The organism is Hydrogenophaga sp. (assembly GCF_026125785.1).
Taxonomy (GTDB): domain Bacteria; phylum Pseudomonadota; class Gammaproteobacteria; order Burkholderiales; family Burkholderiaceae_C; genus Hydrogenophaga.
Map to the genome: position 1 here is coordinate 39,441 of NZ_JAHCKL010000004.1, position 20,573 is coordinate 60,013.

Here is a 20,573-nt window from a genome sequence, read left to right on the forward strand (position 1 = left end):
CCATGTCCGCATCTCTTCCCAAGCGTCAGTTCGACGTGGTCATCGTCGGCGCCGGTGGCTCCGGCATGCGCGCCTCGCTGCAGCTCGCCCGCGCCGGCCTGAAGGTGGCCGTGCTCTCCAAAGTCTTCCCCACCCGCTCGCACACCGTGGCCGCGCAGGGCGGCATTGGTGCCTCGCTGGGCAACATGAACGAGGACAACTGGCACTACCACTTCTACGACACCATCAAGGGTTCCGATTGGCTGGGTGACCAGGACGCCATCGAGTTCATGTGCCGTGAAGCCCCGAAGGTGGTGTACGAACTCGAGCACTTCGGCATGCCGTTCGACCGCAACCCCGACGGCACCATCTACCAGCGTCCCTTTGGCGGACATACCGCCAACTACGGCGAGAAGCCTGTGCAGCGCGCGTGCGCCGCGGCCGACCGCACCGGCCACGCCATGCTGCACACCCTCTACCAGCAGAACGTAGCGGCCCGCACGACCTTCTTCGTCGAGTGGATGGCGCTGGACCTGATCCGTGACGCCAGCGGCGACGTGGTCGGCGTGACCGCGCTGGAAATGGAAACCGGCGAAACCTACATCCTGGAAGCCAAGACCACGCTGCTGGCCACCGGCGGTGCCGGCCGCATCTTCGCGGCCTCCACCAACGCCTTCATCAACACCGGTGACGGCCTGGGCATGGCCGCGCGTGCCGGCATTCCGCTGCAGGACATGGAGTTCTGGCAGTTCCACCCGACCGGCGTGGCCGGCGCGGGCGTGCTGCTCACCGAAGGCTGCCGCGGCGAGGGTGCCATCCTGCGCAACAGCGAAGGCGAGCGCTTCATGGAGCGGTATGCCCCGACCCTGAAAGACCTGGCACCGCGCGACTTCGTGTCGCGCTGCATGGACCAGGAGATCAAGGAAGGACGCGGCTGTGGTCCCAACAAGGACTACATCCATCTGGACATGACCCACATCGGCGTGGCCGACATCATGAAGCGCCTGCCCTCGGTCTACGAGATCGGGCACAACTTCGCCAATGTCGACATCACGAAGGACCCAATTCCCGTGGTGCCGACCATCCACTACCAGATGGGCGGCATTCCGACCAACATCCATGGTCAGGTGGTCACGCCCGACGGGCAAGGCAACCAGAAGGTGGTCAATGGCCTGTATGCGGTGGGCGAATGCTCCTGCGTGAGCGTGCACGGCGCCAACCGGCTGGGCACCAACTCGCTGCTCGATCTGCTGGTGTTCGGACGCGCCGCGGGCAATCACATCGTCCAGTACAACGACAAGAACAAGACCCACAAGCCGATGCCCGCCGATGCCGCCGATGCCACGCTGGCCCGGCTGGCCCGGCTGGACGCATCGACCAGCGGCGAGTACGCGCAGGACGTGGCCAACGACATGCGCACCGCGATGCAGCAGCACGCAGGCGTGTTCCGCACGCAGGCCAGCATGGACGAAGGCGTGGTCAAGATCAACGCCATGCGTGACCGTGTCGCCAACATCACGCTCAAGGACAAGTCCAAGGTGTTCAACACGGCGCGGATCGAGGCGCTTGAAGTGGAAAACCTGATCGAATGCGCCCAGGCCACCATGACCTCGGCGGCAGCGCGCCGCGAATGCCGCGGTGCCCATACGGTCAACGACTACGAGCGGCCGGCCGACGATGCCCAGTTCCCGCTGGGCCGCAACGACGCGGAATGGATGAAGCACACGCTGTGGCACAGCGCGGACAACAGCCTGACTTACAAACCCGTCAATCTCAAGCCCCTGACCGTGGAGTCGGTGCCGCCCAAGGTGCGCACCTTCTGACACCACCGTTCCCACGACGCTCGGAGAAAAAAACACCATGGCCAAACGCACATTCAAGATCTACCGCTACGACCCCGAAAAGGACGCCAAGCCCTACATGCAGACCATCGAGGTGGAACTCGATGGCCACGAGCGCATGCTGCTGGACGCGCTGATGAAACTCAAGGCGGTCGATCCCAGCATCTCTTTCCGCCGCTCGTGCCGCGAAGGGGTGTGCGGCTCGGACGCGATGAACATCAACGGCAAGAACGGCCTGGCCTGCCTGACCAACATGAACACGCTGCCTGGCGTGATCACCTTGAAGCCCTTGCCCGGCCTGCCCGTGGTGCGTGACCTCATCGTGGACATGACGCTGTTCTTCAAGCAGTACCACAGCATCAAGCCCTACCTGATCAACGAGACCATCGCCCCGGAAAAGGAACGCCTGCAGAGCCCCGAGGAGCGCGAGGAGCTCAACGGCCTGTACGAGTGCATCCTGTGCGCGAGCTGCTCCACGAGCTGCCCGAGCTTCTGGTGGAACCCGGACAAGTTCGTGGGGCCGGCAGGCCTGCTGCAGGCCTACCGCTTCATTGCGGACAGCCGAGACCAGGCCACCAGCGAGCGTCTGGACAACCTGGAAGACCCCTACCGGCTGTTCCGCTGCCACACCATCATGAACTGCGTGGACGTCTGCCCCAAGAGCCTGAACCCGACCAAGGCCATCGGCAAGATCAAGGAAATGATGGTGATGCGCGCGGTCTGAGCCCGCTGCCTCGCCCAGGAAACCCATGGAAGCTACCCTCCCGCCCGACACCCTGCTCGACGAACGCCGTCTGAGCAAGCTGCGCTGGAGGTGCCGCCGCGGGTTGCTCGAGAACGATCTGTTCATCGAGCGTTTTTTTGCCAGGCACGAATCTGGCTTGACCCTAGGTCAGGCCGGTGCCCTGGAGGCGCTCATGGATCTGTCCGACAACGATCTGCTCGATCTGTTGCTGGGCCGCAAGCCTCTCCAGGGTGACCTGGTCCGTGACGACGTCACGCAAGTGCTGGGCCTGCTGCGTGCGGCCCGGCAACCCGTTTAAGTCAGCCTTAAAAGGAAACCGCATGAAACTCGTAGACAACAAAGCCACCCTGTCGTTCTCCAACGGCAGCCCCAGCGTGGACCTGCCGGTGTACGCCGGCAGCATCGGCCCGGACGTGATCGACATCCGCAAGCTCTACGCGCAAACCGGCATGTTCACCTACGACCCCGGTTTCCTCTCCACCGCATCGTGCCAGTCCGCCATCACCTACATCGATGGCGACAAGGGTGAGCTGCTGTACCGTGGCTACCCCATCGAGCAACTCGCCACCCAATGCGACTACCTCGACACCTGCTACCTGCTGCTCAACGGCGAGCTGCCCAACGAGTCGCAGCGCACCGATTTCCACAAGCTCGTGACCAACCACACCATGGTCAACGAACAGATGCAGTTCTTCCTGCGTGGCTTCCGCCGTGACGCGCACCCGATGGCCGTGCTCACGGGCTTGGTGGGCGGGCTGTCGGCCTTCTACCACGACAGCACGGACATCAACAACCCGAAGCACCGTGAGATCGCGGCCATCCGCCTGATCGCCAAGATGCCCACGCTGGTGGCCATGGCCTACAAGTACGGCATCGGCCAGCCTTACATGTACCCGAAGAACGACCTGAGCTACTCGGGCAACTTCCTGCGCATGATGTTTGGCACGCCCTGCGAGGAGTACGTGGTGAACCCGGTGCTCGAGCGCGCACTCGACCGCATCTTCATCCTGCACGCCGACCACGAGCAGAACGCCTCCACCTCCACCGTGCGCCTGTGCGGCTCTTCCGGCACCAACCCGTTCGCCGCCGTCGCGGCCGGTGTCGCCTGCCTCTGGGGTCCGGCCCACGGCGGCGCCAACGAGGCCTGCCTGAACATGCTGGAGGACATCCAGCGCAACGGCGGCATCTCCAAGGTGGGCGAGTTCATGGAGAAGGTCAAGGACAAGAACTCCGGCGTCAAGCTGATGGGCTTTGGCCACCGCGTGTACAAGAACTACGACCCGCGCGCCAAGCTGATGCAGGAAACCTGCAACGAGGTGCTGCAGGAGCTGGGCCTGGAGAAGGATCCGCTGTTCGCCCTGGCCAAGCAGCTCGAGAAGATCGCTCTGGAAGACGACTACTTCGTGCAGCGCAAGCTCTACCCGAACGTGGACTTCTACTCCGGCATCGTGCAACGCGCCATCGGCATCCCGGTGAACCTGTTCACCGGGATCTTCGCCCTGGCCCGCACTGTGGGTTGGATCGCCCAACTCAACGAGATGATCGGCGACCCCGAGTACAAGATTGGCCGTCCGCGCCAGCTCTTCACCGGTTCGCCGCGCCGTGACGTCAAGCCCATGGCCCAGCGCTGAGCCGGCCTTGCGCCTGCAGCAAGCAAGCCCGCCTCCGGCGGGCTTTTTTGCGGCCACAGCCTGCGCACAGAGGCACACCAGCCATCTCATTACGAGATGGCTGGAATAGGCCTTGTGCAGCAAAATAGCCCTTCTTGTTCGCCGATTGAGAAGCCTCCAGGCCATGTTGTCCGAACGCAATTTCGCCCGCCAGATCGATCTCACCTCGCTGCAGCTCTTCGTGGCCGTGTGCGAGCTGGGCAGCATCGGCCGCGCGGCGCAGCGGGAGTTCATTGCGGCATCGGCCATCAGCAAACGGCTGTCCGACCTCGAAACCGCCCTGGGCACACCGCTGTTGCATCGCCATGCGCGCGGCGTGCGCCTCACCCCTGCCGGCGAGGGCCTGCTGCACCATGCGCGAGCCGTGCTGTTCGGCCTGGAAAAGATGCAGACCGAGCTGGCCGAGTACGCCGATGGCGTGCGTGGCCATGTGCGTGTGCACGCCAGCATCTCCGCCATCGTGCAATTCCTGCCAGAGGACCTGGGGTCTTTCGCGCGGCGCCATCCCCAGATCAAGATCGACTTGGAAGAACACCTCAGCCCTGAGGTGCTGCGCGCGGTCCAGGAGGGGGCAGCGGATCTGGGCCTGTGCAACGGCGCGGTGGGGGCCGGCGGCCTGCAGTCCCTGCCTTACCGAAACGACCAGTTGGTGCTGGTGGTGCCCCGAGGCCATGCACTGGCCGGAGCCGGCGAGGCGGTGGCCTTCGAAGCCACCCTACCGTACGACCACGTGGGCCTGCACGCCAACAGCTCCATTCACTTGGCCACCCACCAGGCCGCCGCGCGCTCGGGCACCACGGTGCGCGTGCGCATCCGCGTCACCGGACTTGACGCCATGTGCCGCATGATCGCCAATGGCCTGGGCGTTGGCGTCATGCCAGAACGCGCCTTCGCACTGCTGCATACCGGCGATGCGCTGCAAGCCGTGCCGCTCACCGATCCCTGGGCCCGGCGCCAACTGGTGCTGGTGGCCCGCGACTTCTCCAGCCTGCCCAGCACGGCACGCCTGCTGGTCGACCACCTGCGCAGCGAACCGCTTCAACAGGCCGCATAGAATCTTCCAACCACCACGAGTTTCCCCCATGGCACGCACGCTCTACGACAAGATCTGGGACGAACACGTCGTCCACACCGAGGAAGACGGCACCTCCGTCCTGTACATCGATCGCCATCTGGTCCATGAAGTGACCAGTCCCCAGGCCTTTGAAGGCCTGCGCCAGTCCGGCCGCAAGGTCTGGCGTGTGAGTTCCGTCGTGGCCACGGCGGATCACAACACCCCAACCACGGGCTGGGAACTGGGCTACGACGGCATCACGGACCCGATCAGCAAGGAACAGATCACGACGCTGGACGCCAACATCGCCGAGTTCGGGGCCGCCGCCTTCTTTCCCTTCATGTCCCAGCGCCAGGGCATCGTGCACGTCATAGGACCGGAGAACGGCGCCACGCTGCCTGGCATGACGGTGGTCTGCGGCGACAGCCACACGTCCACCCACGGTGCCTTCGGAGCGTTGGCCCATGGCATCGGCACCAGCGAGGTCGAGCATGTGCTGGCCACGCAGACCCTGCTGGCCAAGAAGGCCAGGAACATGCTGGTGCGTGTGGACGGTCAGCTCGCCCGCGGCTGCACAGCCAAGGACATCGTGCTCGCCATCATCGGCAAGATCGGCACCGCTGGCGGTACCGGCTACACGATCGAGTTCGGCGGCGCGGCCATCCGCGCCCTCAGCATGGAAGGCCGCATGACGGTCTGCAACATGGCCATCGAAGCGGGTGCGCGCGCCGGTCTGGTGGCGGTGGACGAGAAGACCATCGAATACGTCAAGGGCCGCCCGCTGGCGCCCACCGGCGTCGAATGGGAGCAGGCCGTGGCGTACTGGAAGACGCTGCAATCCGATCCAGATGCGAAGTTCGACGCCGTGGTCGAACTCGACGCGGCGCGCATCGTGCCGCAGGTCACCTGGGGCACCTCGCCCGAAATGGTACTTGGCATCGACGGCGCGGTGCCGGACCCCGACCGCGAGAAGGACCCGAGCAAGCGCGGTGCCATCGAGCGTGCCCTGACCTACATGAACCTGCAGCCAGGCAAACCTCTCAACGACATCTTCGTCGACAAGGTGTTCATCGGCTCCTGCACAAACAGCCGCATCGAGGACATGCGCGAGGCCGCGGCGGTGGTGAAGAAGCTCGGCCAGCGCGTCGCTCGAAACGTCAAGCTGGCGATGGTGGTGCCTGGCTCCGGGCTGGTGAAAGCCCAGGCCGAACGCGAAGGCCTGCACGAGATCTTCAAGGCGGCCGGCTTTGAATGGCGCGAGCCTGGCTGCTCGATGTGCCTGGCCATGAACGCCGACCGCCTCGAACCTGGCGAGCGCTGCGCGTCCACCAGCAACCGCAACTTCGAAGGCCGCCAGGGTGCCGGCGGCCGGACCCATCTCGTTTCCCCCGCCATGGCGGCCGCTGCGGCCGTGCATGGTCATTTCGTCGATGTCCGTCAATTTGCCTGAACCGAAGAAAGGAACTCACCATGAAAACGCTCGCTTCCCTTCTGATCGCCTCTTTCGTGCTGGCTCTGGCTGGCTGCAACACCGTCCAGGGCGTGGGCCAGGACATCCAGCGGGGCGGCCAGGTTCTTGAAGACGCGGCCAAGAAGAAGTGATGAACAAGTTCAACGTGCACAAGGGCCTCGTGGCCCCGATGGACCGCGAGAACGTCGACACCGACGCCATCATTCCCAAGCAGTTTCTCAAGTCGATCCGCAAGACCGGCTTCGGCCCGAACCTGTTCGACGAGTGGCGTTACCTCGACAAGGGCGAGCCGGGCCAGGACCCGGCAAACCGCAAGCCCAACCCGGACTTCGTGCTCAACCAGCCGCGTTACTCCGGGGCGTCGGTGCTGCTGGCCCGCAAGAACTTCGGCTGCGGCTCGTCGCGCGAACACGCGCCGTGGGCGATCGAGCAGTACGGCTTTCGGGCACTGATCGCGCCCAGCTATGCAGACATCTTCTTCAACAACTGCTTCAAGAACGGTCTGCTGCCCATCCAACTGTCCGAGGCCCAGGTCTCGCAGTTGTTCGATGAGGTGGCCGCCTTTCCCGGCTACGAGCTGACCGTTGACCTGGAGCGCCAGGTCATCGTGAAACCTCAGGGCGAGGAGATTCCGTTCGACGTCCAACCGTTCCGCCGCTATTGCCTGCTCAATGGCCTGGACGACATTGGCCTGACGCTGCGCTACAAGGACAAGATCGCCGCCTTCGAGGCGGAGCGCCTGGCCACCAAACCCTGGCTCGCGCACACCCTGTAAGCCTGCGCCAGAACCAACGTTCAACTACGTACCCATGAAAATTGCAGTTCTCCCCGGTGACGGCATCGGCACCGAAATCGTCGCCGAGGCCATCAGGGTCCTCAACGCGCTGGCCTTGCCCTTCGAGATGGAAACCGCCCTGGTGGGCGGCGCCGCCTACGAAGCCCATGGCCACCCACTGCCGGAATCCACGCTCAAGCTCGCCAAGGAAGCGGACGCCGTGCTGTTCGGCGCGGTGGGTGACTGGAAGTACGACAAGCTCGATCGGCCTCTGCGTCCCGAACAGGCCATCCTGGGGCTGCGCAAGAACCTCGGCCTGTTCGCCAACTTCCGGCCCGCCATCTGCTACCCCGAACTGGTCGGCGCCTCCAGCCTCAAGCCCGAGGTCATCGCCGGGCTCGACATCCTCATCATCCGTGAGCTCACGGGCGACATCTACTTCGGCCAGCCGCGGGGGCGGCGCACCGCCACCGACGGTCATTTCCCCGGTGCCGAGGAGGCCTTCGACACCATGCGCTACAGCAAGCCGGAGATCGAGCGCATCGCCCACGTGGCCTTCCAGGCAGCCCGTAAACGCAACCGCAAGGTGACGAGTGTGGACAAGGCCAACGTGCTGGAAACCTTCCAGTTCTGGAAGGATGTGGTCACGGAGGTGCACCAGCAGTACCCGGACGTGGAGCTCGAGCACATGTATGTGGACAACGCGGCCATGCAACTCGTGCGTGCACCCAAGAAATTCGACGTGGTCGTCACGGGCAATATGTTTGGCGACATCCTCTCCGACGAGGCCTCCATGCTCACCGGCTCCATCGGCATGCTGCCGTCGGCATCGCTGAACACGAAGAACCAGGGCCTGTACGAGCCCAGCCATGGCAGCGCCCCTGACATCGCGGGCAAAGGCATAGCCAACCCGCTGGCCACGATTCTCTCGGCAGCCATGATGCTGCGTTTCAGCCTGAACCAGGAAGCCGCCGCCCAGCGTATCGAGGCAGCCGTGCAGAAGGTGCTGGCACAAGGCCTGCGTACCGCCGACATCCACAGCGAAGGCACGACCAAGGTCGGCACGGCGGAAATGGGTGACGCCGTGCTGCGTGCGCTGGACTGACGGCACGCCGCCACACCATGCTCCCAAAGGCCATCCGCGGATGGCCTTTTCTCTTGGTTTCAAGCCGCTTCCGCTACAATCCATACCCATGTTTGCCGCCAGCACGTTCGCCCTGAACACCGCACCCGCCGCCATGGCTGGTGTTGCCGCGCGCGCAATCTCCACCAAAACCACGACCATTAAGGGCTGACCCAGTCCCGGTACCGTCGTGCGCCCTCCCCGGCCAGACGAGCCGGGCAAGTCGGTCCGGTCGGGACCTGTTTTCTGTAACTTGAAAGGGCGTTTTCAAATGAGCAAGTTGGTTGGTCTGGTCGGCTGGCGCGGCATGGTCGGCTCCGTGTTGATGGATCGCATGGTCGAGGAAAAAGACTTCGACCTGATCGAGCCCCTGTTTTTCTCCACCTCCAACGCCGGCGGCAAAGCACCGGCCATGGCGAAAAACGAAACCCGCCTGCAGGATGCCCATGACATCGCAGCCCTTCAGCGCTGCGACATCGTCATCACCGCGCAGGGCGGCGACTACACCAACGAGGTCTACCCCAAATTGCGTGCGGCTGGCTGGAACGGCCACTGGATCGATGCAGCCTCGGCGCTGCGCATGGACAAGAATGCCGTGATCGTCCTGGACCCGGTGAACATGCCGGTCATCAAGAACGCCCTCGCCAAGGGCGGCAAGGACTGGATCGGCGGCAACTGCACGGTGAGCTGCATGCTCATGGGCGTGGGGGCGCTGTACAAGGCCGGCCTCGTCGAATGGATGAGCACGCAAACCTACCAGGCGGCATCGGGCGGCGGCGCGCAACACATGCGTGAGCTGCTCACGCAATACGGCACGCTCAACGCCGAAGTCAGAGACCTGCTGGACGACCCCAAGAGCGCCATTCTGGAAATCGACCGCAAGGTCATCGCACGCCAGCGCGCGCTCAGCGGCGCGGAAACGGCCAATTTCGGCGTTCCCCTGGGTGGCTCGCTGATTCCCTGGATCGACAAGGACCTGGGCAACGGCGTGTCCAAGGAAGAATGGAAGGGCATGGCCGAGACCAACAAGATCCTCGGTATGGGCGAGGACTTCGGCTCTGCGGCCATTCCGGTCGACGGCTTCTGCGTGCGCGTTGGCGCCATGCGCTGCCACAGCCAGGCCCTGACCTTCAAGCTGAAGAAAGATGTGCCGCTGGCCGACGTCGAAGCCATGATCGCCGCCGACAACGCATGGGTGAAGGTCGTGCCCAACACACGCGAAGCCACCGTGCGCGACCTGACACCTGTGGCGGTGACCGGCACGATGACCATCCCCGTGGGACGCATCCGCAAGCTGGCCATGGGGCCTGAGTACCTGGGTGCCTTCACCATCGGTGACCAATTGCTCTGGGGCGCGGCGGAACCGCTGCGCCGCATGCTGCGCATCCTGCTCGACGCCTGATGCCCCTGATGGGCAGGTAACAACGTGATTCGGCTGATGCCGAATCACGTTGCGCCTCTGCAACGCGAAAACCGGCTGTATCCCGACAGACGACCGGCTGAGAAACTCAAGCGGATTCTCAGCTTGTCACCGTAATCTGTTGATGTTAAGGTCAATTCTCGGTTTTTTACGTCGAGGTCCAAGTGCCATCCACCCCCCGTCACACCCCATCCCCGAAGACGCATCGCGTGCAACAAAGCGTTGGCATGCGAGGTCTGGTCCGGTTGCATGCGGTCGCTGCGGCGGCGATGCTGTGCGCGGGCTTCCTGCAGCCGACCGATGCCCAGGCCCTGGCCCTGGGTCGCGTGGTCGTCCAATCGGCGCTGGGCGAACCCCTTCGGGCCGAAATTGACGTTCCCGACATCAACAACGAAGAGGCATCCAGCCTGCGTGTGAATCTCGCACCCGCCGAGGCCTTCCGTGCGGCCGGCATCGATCTCAACGCCGCACTGAGCACCCTGCAAATCAGCCTGCAACGCCGCGCGGATGGCCGCGCCTACCTGCGGCTGACCAGCGCACGCCCGATCACCGAGCCTTTCGTGGACCTGATCGTGGAAGCCAACTGGGCCTCCGGCCGCATCGTGCGCGACTACACCTTGCTCTTCGACCCGCCCAACCTGCGCGCCGCGCAGCAGCCCGCGCCGCTGGCACCGGGTGTGAGCAGCACGCCACCCGCCACCACGGCGCAGGCACCTCGCCCCATTCCTCCGGTCGCGCAGGCGCCGACACCACCGGCCACCGCGCCCGCCCCGGCACCGGTTGCCCGCACAGCTCCCGCCCCCGCGCCCACACCTGCTGCGCGCACCCCTGCGCCTGCACCTGCTCCTTCTGCCGGTAGCGGCAACCAGCAGGTTCGCGTGCGAGCGGGGGACACCGCTGGCGCCATCGCCGCAGCCAATCGCCCAGCCCAGGTGTCGTTGGACCAGATGCTCGTGGCCATGCTGCGGGCCAACCCGAACGCCTTCATCGACGGCAACGTCAACCGCATCAAGGCTGGCACGGTGCTGGACATGCCGGCGGCCCAGGAAGCGGCGGCGGTCAGCCCTGGTGAAGCACGCCAGACCATCGCGGCCCAGAGCCGCGATTTCAACGAATTCCGCCGCCGTCTGGCGGGCAGCGCGCCAGCCGCGGGCGTAGCCGCTGCGGACCGGCAAGCCGCAGGCCGCGTGCAGACGGAGGTACAGGAAGCCAAACCTGCCGCGCCCTCACCGGACAAGCTCACGCTGTCCAAGGAAGCCACCGTCACCGGACAGGGCAGCCGCGAGGACCAGATCGCCAAGGAGCGTCAGGCGCAGGATCTGTCGAACCGCAGGGCTGAGTTGTCACGCAACATCGAAGAGCTCTCCAAGCTGGGTGCTGGCACGCCGCCAGCCGCAGCGCCAGCGCCTGCCGCCCCGGCAGCTGCAGCGCCAGCCACTCCAGCGGCGGTAGCGCCAGCGCCCGCCGCACCGGCACCCGCGGCCGATGCAGGCACCAGCGTGGCGCCAGCGGTGACCATACCGACCACACCTCCGCCCGAAGCCAGTGCGTCGGCGCCAGTCGAGGCGGTCGCCCCCGCGGCACCGGCCGCCGAAACCGCCGCTTCTGCGCCATCGACCACACCCTCTGTGGCCACAGCGCCGCGCCCGGTACCCGTGCCGTTGCCCGACGAGCCAACCTTCCTCGAACAACTGCGCGACAACCCTCTGGTGCTGCCGCTGGCCGGCGGTTTGGCCGTGCTGCTGGCCGCACTCGGCTTCTACCGCATGCGCCAGCGCAAGCACGGCGCCAACGTGGACAGCTCATTCCTGGAAAGCCGGCTGCAGCCGGACTCCTTCTTCGGCTCCAGCGGCGGCCAGCGCATCGACACCGCCGAATCGGTCGCCTCGGGATCGTCCATGGTGTACTCACCCAGTCAGCTCGACGCGGCTGGCGACGTGGACCCTGTGGCCGAGGCAGACGTTTACCTGGCCTATGGCCGTGACCTGCAGGCCGAGGAAATCCTCAAGGAAGCCATGCGCAGCACGCCTACGCGGGTGGCCATTCACAACAAGCTGCTGGAAATTTATGCCAAACGGCGCGATGCACGCGCCTTCGAGGTCGTGGCCACCGAAGCGTACGGCCTCACGCAAGGCCAGGGCCCCGAGTGGGAGCACGCCTGCGAAATGGGCCGCGAACTGGACCCCTCCAACCCGCTGTACCAGCCTGGAGGAGCGCCTGCGGTGAAGGCCGCCGCCGCAGCCGGCGTGATCGGTGCTGGCGCCAACACCATGCCCTTCGGCAGCAGCACGCTGGCCGAGGCCACGGGCGCAGCCACTCCATCGGGCATGGGCAGCCTGGACCTGGACCTGGACTTCTCTCTGGATGAGCCTTCCGCTCCCGCGCCGCTGGACAACAAGGCCGCTGGCGGCCCCGCCCTGGAAGACCCCGTGTTTTCGGGCATGGACGACCTGCAGATCACCGAAGACCTGACGCGCCAACCACCCGTCCAGGACGATGCCCCTTCCTCGATGTCGATGGACTTCGATCTGGACTTTCCCTCTGGCCCGGCGCCGCTGAGCCCCTCGACGGACGCCGCGGCCGCCAGCGAGACCACGGCCACATCCGTGCGCGGATCCCTCGGGCAGGAGGTGCCTCCGCTGTCCATGGACCTCGACGCGCCGGTCTCGGCCGCTGCCGAGCCGTTCAGCCAGCCTGCGGTACCGGAATTGATGTCTTTCAACCTGAACGACATCAACCTGGAATTGGACAACCCTGCGGCGCAGCCTGCCGCGGACGACGTCACCCGTTCGGGACGCCTGACGGAAGAGAATCCACTGGAAACCAAGCTCTCGCTGGCGGAGGAGTTCCGCGCCATTGGTGATTTCGAAGGCGCCCGCTCGCTGGCGGAAGAGGTGCTTGCCGAGGCCTCCGGCACCCTCAAGACCAAGGCCGGCACTTTCCTGGCTGATCTGGCCTGAACGACGCCTTGCCCCCTGCCCAGTCAGCGGACGTCCCCGGACATCCGCTCCAGCGCGTTGCGCTGGGTGTGAGCTACAACGGACGCCACTACGACGGCTGGCAAAGCCAGCCGGGTGGCCGCACCGTACAAGACCATCTGGAACGCGCGCTCACCCAGTTCACGGCCGACGAGCCGGTGCGCACCCTGTGCGCAGGGCGGACAGACGCCGGCGTACACGGTCTCATGCAAGTGGTGCACTTCGATACCGCCCTGTCCCGCTCGGACTACGCCTGGATGCGGGGAACCAATCGCTTCCTGCCAGCCGACATCGCCGTGCAATGGGCCCGCCATGTTCCGGCCAGCTTCCATGCCAGGGCCAGCGCGCTCGCCCGCCGCTACGCCTACGTGCTGCTGGAATCGCCGGTACGTCCCAGCGTGGATGAAGGTCAGGTCGGCTGGGTGTTCCGGCCACTGTCCATGGCACCCATGCAGGAAGCCGCGCAGATGCTGATCGGCCTGCACGACTTCACCTCTTTTCGTGCTGCGCAGTGCCAGGCCCACTCGCCAGTGAAGGAGATGCTGCGGGTGGACATCGCGCGGCGTGGCGCCTACTGGCGCTTCGAGTTCGAGGCCACGGCCTTCCTGCACCACATGATCCGCAACATCATGGGCTGCCTGATGGCCATTGGCACCGGCAACCGCCCGGCAACTTGGATGGGTGAGGTGCTGAAAGCCCGCAGCCGCGACGCGGCGGCCCCCACCTTTTCCCCGGACGGCCTGTACTTTCTTGGCCCGGTATACGATCCCGCGCTGAATCTGCCGGACCGTACGCCCGCTTTCGACTGGCTGCCATGAACAACCCAGCTCACCGCACCCGCATCAAGATCTGCGGCCTGACACGCGAAGGCGACGTGCAGACGGCCGTGCGCGCGGGCGCAGATGCCGTGGGTTTCGTGCTGTACGAGAAGAGTCCACGCCATGTGACGCCGCAGCGCGCGGGCGAACTGGCCCGGCATGTGCCCGCCTTCGTCACCCCGGTGCTGCTTTTCGTGAACGCCAGTCCGGAGTACATCGAGCAAGCCTGCCGCGCCGTACCCCAGGCGCTGCTGCAGTTCCATGGGGACGAATCCCCCGCCGAATGTGCCGCAGCGACCCGCCCCTTCCTGCGTGCCGCCCGCATTCCCACAGGGACCGCTGGCCAGACCTTCGATCTCCTAAAATACGCGTCTGACTTCTCGGCCGCCCAGGCCATCCTGCTCGACGCACTGGTGGATGGTTATGGCGGCGGTGGTCAATCCTTCGACTGGACAGCCTTCCCTTGGTCACATCCACTTCTAAACGCCAGCTCTCGCCTCGTTTTGTCTGGTGGACTCACGCCTGCAAACGTGACCGATGGCATCCTGCGCGTACGGCCCTGGGCCGTTGACGTGAGCTCGGGCGTCGAAATGTCCAAAGGCATCAAGGACGCCGACAAGATGCTCGCCTTCGTGGCCGCCGTGCGAGCGGCCGATGCGCAGATATCCCGCCAGCCTGGCTAGCGCGCCCTTTATTCGGGGCCCCGGGCGGCGACCGAACCGGAAAGACACCCCTTCATGGCCACCTACCAGCAACCCGACGCCAGAGGCCACTTCGGCATCTACGGCGGCAGTTTCGTGAGCGAAACGCTCACCCATGCCATCAGCGAACTTCGAGAGGCCTACGCGAAGTACCAGCACGACCCCGACTTTCTGGCCGAGTTCAGGTACGAGCTGGCGCACTTCGTCGGCAGGCCCAGCCCGGTCTACCATGCCGCACGCACCAGCCGCGAGACCGGCGGCGCGCAGATCTTTCTGAAGCGCGAGGACCTCAACCACACCGGCGCGCACAAGGTCAACAACACCATCGGCCAGGCCATGTTGGCGCGGCGCATGGGCAAGCCCCGCGTCATCGCGGAAACCGGTGCCGGCCAGCACGGGGTGGCCACCGCCACCATCTGTGCGCGCTATGGCCTGGAGTGCGTGGTCTACATGGGCAGCGAGGACGTCAAGCGCCAGAGCCCCAATGTCTACCGAATGAAACTGCTGGGCGCCACCGTGGTGCCGGTGGAGTCGGGCAGCAAGACCCTGAAAGATGCCCTCAACGAGGCCATGCGCGATTGGGTGGCCAACGTGGACAACACGTTCTACATCATCGGTACCGTGGCAGGCCCGCACCCCTACCCAATGATGGTGCGCGACTTCCAGAGCGTGATCGGGGAGGAATGCCTTGTGCAAATGCCCGAGATGCTGGCCGCGGCCGGCTGCAAGACATCGCAGCCCGACGCCGTGGTGGCCTGTGTCGGCGGGGGCAGCAACGCCATGGGCATCTTCTATCCCTACATCCCCCATGAGAACACCCGGCTCATCGGAGTGGAAGCCGCAGGCGAAGGTCTGGACAGCGGCAAGCACTCCGCCTCACTGCAGCGAGGCAGCCCCGGCGTGCTGCACGGCAACCGCACCTATGTACTGCAGGACGACAACGGCCAGGTCACCGAGACACACAGCATCAGCGCCGGGCTGGACTATCCCGGTGTCGGCCCTGAGCATGCCCACCTGCTGGACATCGGCCGTGCCGAGTACGTCGGCATCACCGATACCGAAGCGCTTGAGGCCTTCCACTACCTCTGCCGCACCGAGGGCATCATTCCCGCTCTCGAATCCAGCCATGCGGTGGCCTACGGCATGAAGCTGGCGAAAACCATGCGCCCCGACCAGTCCGTGCTGATCAACCTGTCCGGCCGCGGCGACAAGGACATCGGCACCGTCGCCGATCTCTCAGGCGTGGACTTCTACGACCGCCCTTCCATGCGCGGCCACACCGTCAAGGGAGGCCTGTCCCAATGAACCGCATCGATGCCACTTTGAACGCGCTGAAGGCCCAGAACCGCAAGGCGCTCATCCCCTTCGTCACGGCAGGCTTTCCGTTTGCCGACATCACGCCGGACCTGATGCATGGCATGGCCGAGGCCGGCGCAGACATCATCGAACTGGGTGTGCCGTTTTCGGACCCCTCCGCCGATGGCCCCGTGATCCAGAAGGCCGGCGACCGAGCGCTGGCACTGGGCATTGGCCTGACCCAGGTGCTCGCCATGGTGCGCGGCTTCCGCGAGCGCAACAGCACGACGCCGGTGGTGCTCATGGGTTACGCCAACCCGATCGAACGCTACGACCAGAAGCACGGGGCCGGCGCCTTCGTGCGCGATGCCAGCGCAGCCGGGGTCGATGGCGTGCTGGTGGTGGACTACCCACCCGAAGAGTGCGAAGCTTTCGCCGAGGCGTTGCGCGCCCATGGCATGGACCTGATCTTTCTGCTTGCGCCCACCTCCACCGACGAACGCATGGCCCAGGTGGCGCGCATAGCCAGCGGTTATGTGTACTACGTGTCTCTCAAAGGTGTCACCGGTGCCGGCACCCTGGACGTTGCTCAGGTCGAGGCCATGCTGCCGCGAATCCGGCAGCACGTGCACATTCCGGTGGGCGTGGGCTTCGGCATCCGCGATGCCGAAACCGCCCGCGCAATTGGCCGAGCGGCCGACGCGGTGGTGATCGGGAGCCGGATCATCCAGCTCATCGAGAACGAGCCGCACGAAAAAGTGGTTGCCGTGGCGGCCCAATTCCTTCGCACCATCCGAAAAGCGCTGGACGCATAATCCGCCCACTGTGCCCCCTGGGCATCCGAAAGGAGTACACATGTCCTGGCTCGAAAAGCTGCTCCCCCCCAAGATCACCCCCACCGACCCCACGGAACGCCGCAGCGTGCCCGAAGGCCTGTGGATCAAGTGCCCAAGCTGCGAGGCGGTGCTCTACAAGAACGACCTGGAAAAGAACCAGAACGTCTGCCCGCACTGCAGCCACCACCACCGCATGGGTGCGCGGGCCCGGCTCAATGCGTTCCTGGATGCGGAAGGCCGCTACGAGATCGGCCAGGAAGTGCTGCCGGTCGATGCCCTGAAGTTCAAGGACAGCCGCAAGTACCCAGAACGCCTGAAGGACGCGCTGGAAACCACCGGCGAGACCGACGCCCTGATCGTCATGGGCGGTTCGGTGCTGGGCATCAGTGTGGTGGTCTCGTGCTTCGAGTTCGATTTCATGGGCGGCTCCATGGGTTCGGTCGTTGGCGAACGTTTCGTCCGGGGCGTCGAGGAAGCCATTGCGCAGAAGGTGCCGTTCATTTGTTTCACCGCCACCGGTGGTGCCCGCATGCAGGAGGGCCTGCTGTCGCTGATGCAGATGGCCAAGACCAACGCCGCACTGACGCGCCTGGCCAAGAAGGGCCTGCCTTACGTCAGTGTGCTCACTGACCCCACCATGGGCGGCGTGAGCGCTGGCTTCGCGTTCATGGGCGACGTGGTGATCGCCGAACCCAAGGCGCTGATTGGATTCGCCGGCCCACGCGTGATCGAGAACACGGTGCGTGTAAAGCTGCCTGAGGGCTTTCAGCGTGCCGAGTTCCTTCAGACCAAGGGCGCGGTGGATTTCATCTGCGACCGGCGTGAGCTGCGCGGCCGCGTGGCCAACCTGCTGGCCATGATGCAGCGCCAGAGTGCCGACGCGGTGGTCGACGATTGAATGCCACGCCCGTGCACGGGCCTCTGACGCTTTCGCAGCTTCCGCTGTTCCCGCTGCAAACCGTTCTTTTCCCAGACGGCTGGCTGCCTCTGCGCATCTTCGAGGTGCGCTACCTCGACATGATTGGGCGCTGCCACAAGGAAGGTGCCCCGTTTGGCGTGGTCTGCCTGACCGAAGGCAGCGAGGTTCGACGCATGGACCCATCGGCCAGCCAGGGGAGCGGCTTTGCGAAGGAAGCGTTTCATGCGGTAGGCACGCTCGCCCGCATCGTGTCCCTGGAGCGCCCGCAGCCCGGATTGATGATGATCCAGTGCCAGGGTACGCAGCGTTTTCAGGTCGTGCAACGCAGCCAGTTGCCGCATGGACTGTGGATGGCCGACGTGCAACTGGACGATGCGGACAAGGCCGTGCCCGTGCCCGAGCATCTCGCAGGCTGCCGTGAAGCCCTGCAGCGCCTGCTGCAGAACCTGCCCTCACAACATCCCGATCAGCTCTCGCAATTGCCCCTACAACCACCCTACCGATGGGACGACAGCGGATGGCTGGCCAACCGCTGGGCCGAGCTTTTGCCTGCGCCCATGGCGCTCAAGCAGCGTTTGATGGCACTGGACAACCCGCTGCTGCGCCTGGAACTGGTGGCCGACCTGCTGGATCGCCTCGGGCTGGAGCACTGAGATTCAGTCCGAGTCAGGCAGCAAAGACAAGGCCTGCATATAGCGTGCGCTGACCATCAGCGCATCCCAATCCAGCGGGGCACCGGCTGGCAACAGGGCGAGCCGGCGCTCCTCGCTGGCCGGTTCGGGCTGCCATATCCCCTCCAGCGCGGCACGGGAGAGGCTGTCGATGGCATCGTCGATGGGTGAGCCCTCATCCACCACCGACTGGTTGCATAGGAGCACCATATCGCAGCCCGCGTGCAGCGCGGCCAGAGCGGCCGTGGTGAAACTCACCGCCCGACCGTCAATCTGGCGCGCCGCCGCCATGCTGAGATCGTCGCTGAAGATGGCGCCGGTGAAACCAAGGCGCAACCGCAGCACGTCCTGCAGCCAGCGGCGCGAGAAACCCGCAGGGCGCGCGTCCACCCTGGAATAGATGACGTGCGCGGGCATCACCGCGCGCAAGCTGGCGGACAGCCAGCCGTAGGGCGCGGCATCCTCCGACAGGATGGCTGAAAGGCTGCGGGTGTCCACCGGGACAGCCAGATGGGAATCTGCCTGCACGAAGCCATGACCGGGAAAATGCTTGCCGCAATGGGCCATGCCGCTTTGAAGCATCCCCTGCATCAGGCTTTGCGCCAACAGCGTGACCACACGCGGGTCACGTCCGAAGGCACGGTCACCGATCACCGAACTCTCGCCGTAGTCCAGATCCAGCACCGGCGCGAAACTCAGATCCACGCCACAAGCCCTCAGCTCCGCGCCCAACACGTAGCCGGCGGCGGTGGCCGCATTCATGGCCTGCAATGCTGCCTCTCCTTCTCGCGCAGCGGAGGCGGCACGCATCCAGCGCGCGCCGAACGCGGCCATCGGCGGCAGATGGGTAAAGCCGCCGGTGCGAAACCGCTGCACACGGCCACCCTCGTGGTCCACGGCGATCAGCAGGTCGGCACGAACCGCCTTGATCTGCCGGCAAAGCGCCGTCAGTTGGGCCCGGTCCTTCCAGTTGCGGCCGAACAGGATGACACCGCCCACCAGGGGATGCGCCAGGCGTTGGCGGTCCACAGGAGACAGCCGATGGCCTGCGACGTCGATGATCAGCGGAGCGTGGAACTGCATGGGTCAGATGGCGGTGGTTGCGTTAGGTGTCGCTGGCATAGGCCGTTCGACCACCACGAAGCTGGCGGCATAGTCGGTCTCATCGGTCACAGTCACGTGTGCGCGCAAGCCCTGGGCCTCGAACCAATCCTTGAGATCTCCATGCAGCACGATGACCGGCTGACCTGAAGGCAGGTTCGCGATTTCGCAGCGCCGCCAGGCCATGGGCATGCGCATACCCAGGCCGATGGCCTTGGAAAAAGCCTCTTTGGCGGAAAAGCGGGTGGCGAGGTAGCGCAGGCCGCGTTGCGGGTTGCGCGCGGTGCGCCTGCGCCAGACGGCGAGTTCGGCCGGGCACAGGACCTTCTCCACGAAGCGTTCTCCCTGGCGTTCGAATGTCGCCTGGATGCGGCGGATGTCGCAGATGTCGGTTCCGATGCCGTGAATCATGCCGCGCGCGGTTCAAGCAAAGGCATCGGCGATGCAGCGGTTGTAATCGACGATGGTCGCTGCATAACCCAGTTCCAGCGCATCGCTGATCAGCGCATGGCCGATCGATACCTCACGCACACCCGGCACGGTCCGCAGGAACTCGGTCAGGTTGTCGCGGTTGAGGTCGTGCCCCGCATTGACCTCCAGCCCGGCATCCAGCGCGGCTTGCGCCGCAGCGCGGAAGCGTTCGAGCTGCTGGCCACGTTGCTCGGGCATAGGCCATGCGGCCGCATAGGGTTCGGTATACAGCTCCACCCGGTCAGCCCCCACTGCCTTGGCGCCAGCCATCTGGTCGGGATCGGCGTCCATGAAGAGGCTCACGCGTACACCCAGGGACTTGGCCTCGGCAACCCATGGACGAAGGCGTTCTGCGTCGGCGGGAAAGCGCCAGCCATGGTCGCTGGTGAACTGGCCCTCGCTATCGGGTACGAACGTCACCTGATGGGGCCGGACCGTGCGCACGAAGTCCATCAGGTTGTGGAAGGGATTGCCCTCTATGTTGTATTCCCGCTCGGGCCAGTCCTTGAGCAATTCGGCCAGATCGTGCACATCGTGCGCGCGGATATGCCGCTGGTCTGGGCGAGGGTGCACCGTGATGCCCTTGGCCCCCGCCTGCAGACACAGTGTCGCAGCACGCGTGACCGATGGAATGCCAAGATGGCGCGTATTGCGCACCAGAGCAACCTTGTTGAGGTTCACAGAAAGCACCGTCATGGGTCGTG

General features: G+C 65.2%; 20 protein-coding genes. 17 read left to right on the top strand and 3 right to left on the bottom strand.

Annotation, left to right across the window (positions count from 1 at the left end; genetic code table 11):
* Window positions 1-2 precede the first annotated feature (2 nt).
* The 17 genes from sdhA to KIT53_RS05900 all read left to right on the top strand — a co-directional run bounded on the left by sdhA (window position 3) and on the right by KIT53_RS05900 (window position 18,279).
* Window positions 3-1,802: a succinate dehydrogenase flavoprotein subunit gene (gene sdhA, locus KIT53_RS05820; RefSeq protein WP_297749086.1), complete on the top strand. Its 1,800-nt coding sequence runs from the start codon at window positions 3-5 to the stop codon at window positions 1,800-1,802.
* 37 nt (window positions 1,803-1,839) lie between these two features.
* Entirely contained in the window at window positions 1,840-2,544 is a 705-nt protein-coding gene (locus KIT53_RS05825; protein ID WP_297749091.1) for a succinate dehydrogenase iron-sulfur subunit, read from the top strand.
* A gap of 25 nt (window positions 2,545-2,569) precedes the next feature.
* On the top strand, window positions 2,570-2,863 hold the full coding sequence (locus KIT53_RS05830; protein ID WP_297749094.1) for a succinate dehydrogenase assembly factor 2: 294 nt from the start codon (window positions 2,570-2,572) through the stop codon (window positions 2,861-2,863).
* Between the two features lie 22 nt (window positions 2,864-2,885).
* Window positions 2,886-4,196 carry a citrate synthase gene (locus tag KIT53_RS05835; RefSeq protein ID WP_297749097.1) on the top strand — a complete coding sequence of 437 codons (1,311 nt, stop codon included), beginning with the start codon at window positions 2,886-2,888 and terminating at the stop codon, window positions 4,194-4,196.
* Window positions 4,197-4,359: 163 nt separating this feature from the next.
* Entirely contained in the window at window positions 4,360-5,289 is a 930-nt protein-coding gene (locus KIT53_RS05840; protein ID WP_297749100.1) for a LysR substrate-binding domain-containing protein, read from the top strand.
* Window positions 5,290-5,317: 28 nt separating this feature from the next.
* The gene (leuC, locus tag KIT53_RS05845; RefSeq protein WP_297749103.1) at window positions 5,318-6,739 is read left to right on the top strand and encodes a 3-isopropylmalate dehydratase large subunit; all 1,422 of its coding nucleotides are present in this window, start codon (window positions 5,318-5,320) and stop codon (window positions 6,737-6,739) included.
* 20 nt (window positions 6,740-6,759) lie between these two features.
* A complete protein-coding gene (locus tag KIT53_RS05850) occupies window positions 6,760-6,891 on the top strand; it encodes an entericidin A/B family lipoprotein (protein WP_297749106.1) in 132 nt (43 codons plus the stop codon).
* On the top strand, window positions 6,891-7,535 hold the full coding sequence (gene leuD / locus KIT53_RS05855) for a 3-isopropylmalate dehydratase small subunit (protein ID WP_297749109.1): 645 nt from the start codon (window positions 6,891-6,893) through the stop codon (window positions 7,533-7,535). Before KIT53_RS05850 ends, leuD begins: the two co-directional genes overlap by 1 nt.
* Before the next feature lie 34 nt (window positions 7,536-7,569).
* Window positions 7,570-8,640, top strand: coding sequence for a 3-isopropylmalate dehydrogenase (gene leuB, locus KIT53_RS05860; RefSeq protein ID WP_297749112.1), 1,071 nt, complete (start codon window positions 7,570-7,572; stop codon window positions 8,638-8,640).
* Between the two features lie 289 nt (window positions 8,641-8,929).
* Window positions 8,930-10,060, top strand: coding sequence for an aspartate-semialdehyde dehydrogenase (gene asd / locus KIT53_RS05865; protein ID WP_297749116.1), 1,131 nt, complete (start codon window positions 8,930-8,932; stop codon window positions 10,058-10,060).
* Window positions 10,061-10,305: 245 nt separating this feature from the next.
* Window positions 10,306-13,038, top strand: coding sequence for a FimV/HubP family polar landmark protein (locus tag KIT53_RS05870; protein WP_297749119.1), 2,733 nt, complete (start codon window positions 10,306-10,308; stop codon window positions 13,036-13,038).
* Between the two features lie 8 nt (window positions 13,039-13,046).
* Window positions 13,047-13,874, top strand: coding sequence for a tRNA pseudouridine(38-40) synthase TruA (truA, locus tag KIT53_RS05875; RefSeq protein ID WP_297749123.1), 828 nt, complete (start codon window positions 13,047-13,049; stop codon window positions 13,872-13,874).
* On the top strand, window positions 13,871-14,557 hold the full coding sequence (locus tag KIT53_RS05880; protein ID WP_297749126.1) for a phosphoribosylanthranilate isomerase: 687 nt from the start codon (window positions 13,871-13,873) through the stop codon (window positions 14,555-14,557). The genes truA and KIT53_RS05880 overlap by 4 nt, the downstream gene beginning before the upstream one ends.
* Before the next feature lie 54 nt (window positions 14,558-14,611).
* Window positions 14,612-15,880 carry a tryptophan synthase subunit beta gene (trpB, locus tag KIT53_RS05885; protein WP_297749128.1) on the top strand — a complete coding sequence of 423 codons (1,269 nt, stop codon included), beginning with the start codon at window positions 14,612-14,614 and terminating at the stop codon, window positions 15,878-15,880.
* The gene (gene trpA, locus KIT53_RS05890) at window positions 15,877-16,686 is read left to right on the top strand and encodes a tryptophan synthase subunit alpha (RefSeq protein ID WP_297749131.1); all 810 of its coding nucleotides are present in this window, start codon (window positions 15,877-15,879) and stop codon (window positions 16,684-16,686) included. The genes trpB and trpA overlap by 4 nt, the downstream gene beginning before the upstream one ends.
* A 40-nt stretch (window positions 16,687-16,726) precedes the next feature.
* Window positions 16,727-17,605, top strand: coding sequence for an acetyl-CoA carboxylase, carboxyltransferase subunit beta (accD, locus tag KIT53_RS05895; protein ID WP_297749134.1), 879 nt, complete (start codon window positions 16,727-16,729; stop codon window positions 17,603-17,605).
* Between the two features lie 11 nt (window positions 17,606-17,616).
* On the top strand, window positions 17,617-18,279 hold the full coding sequence (locus KIT53_RS05900) for an LON peptidase substrate-binding domain-containing protein (RefSeq protein WP_297749137.1): 663 nt from the start codon (window positions 17,617-17,619) through the stop codon (window positions 18,277-18,279).
* Window positions 18,280-18,282: 3 nt separating this feature from the next.
* On the opposite strand, the gene nagZ is transcribed toward KIT53_RS05900, so the two are convergent.
* The 3 genes from nagZ to KIT53_RS05915 are packed head-to-tail and all read right to left on the bottom strand — an operon-like array spanning window position 18,283 to window position 20,565.
* Entirely contained in the window at window positions 18,283-19,380 is a 1,098-nt protein-coding gene (gene nagZ, locus KIT53_RS05905) for a beta-N-acetylhexosaminidase (protein ID WP_297749140.1), read from the bottom strand.
* Between the two features lie 3 nt (window positions 19,381-19,383).
* On the bottom strand, window positions 19,384-19,809 hold the full coding sequence (gene acpS, locus KIT53_RS05910; protein ID WP_297749143.1) for a holo-ACP synthase: 426 nt from the start codon (window positions 19,807-19,809) through the stop codon (window positions 19,384-19,386).
* A 12-nt stretch (window positions 19,810-19,821) separates the two neighbouring features.
* Window positions 19,822-20,565: a pyridoxine 5'-phosphate synthase gene (locus tag KIT53_RS05915; RefSeq protein ID WP_297749145.1), complete on the bottom strand. Its 744-nt coding sequence runs from the start codon at window positions 20,563-20,565 to the stop codon at window positions 19,822-19,824.
* Window positions 20,566-20,573 lie beyond the last annotated feature (8 nt).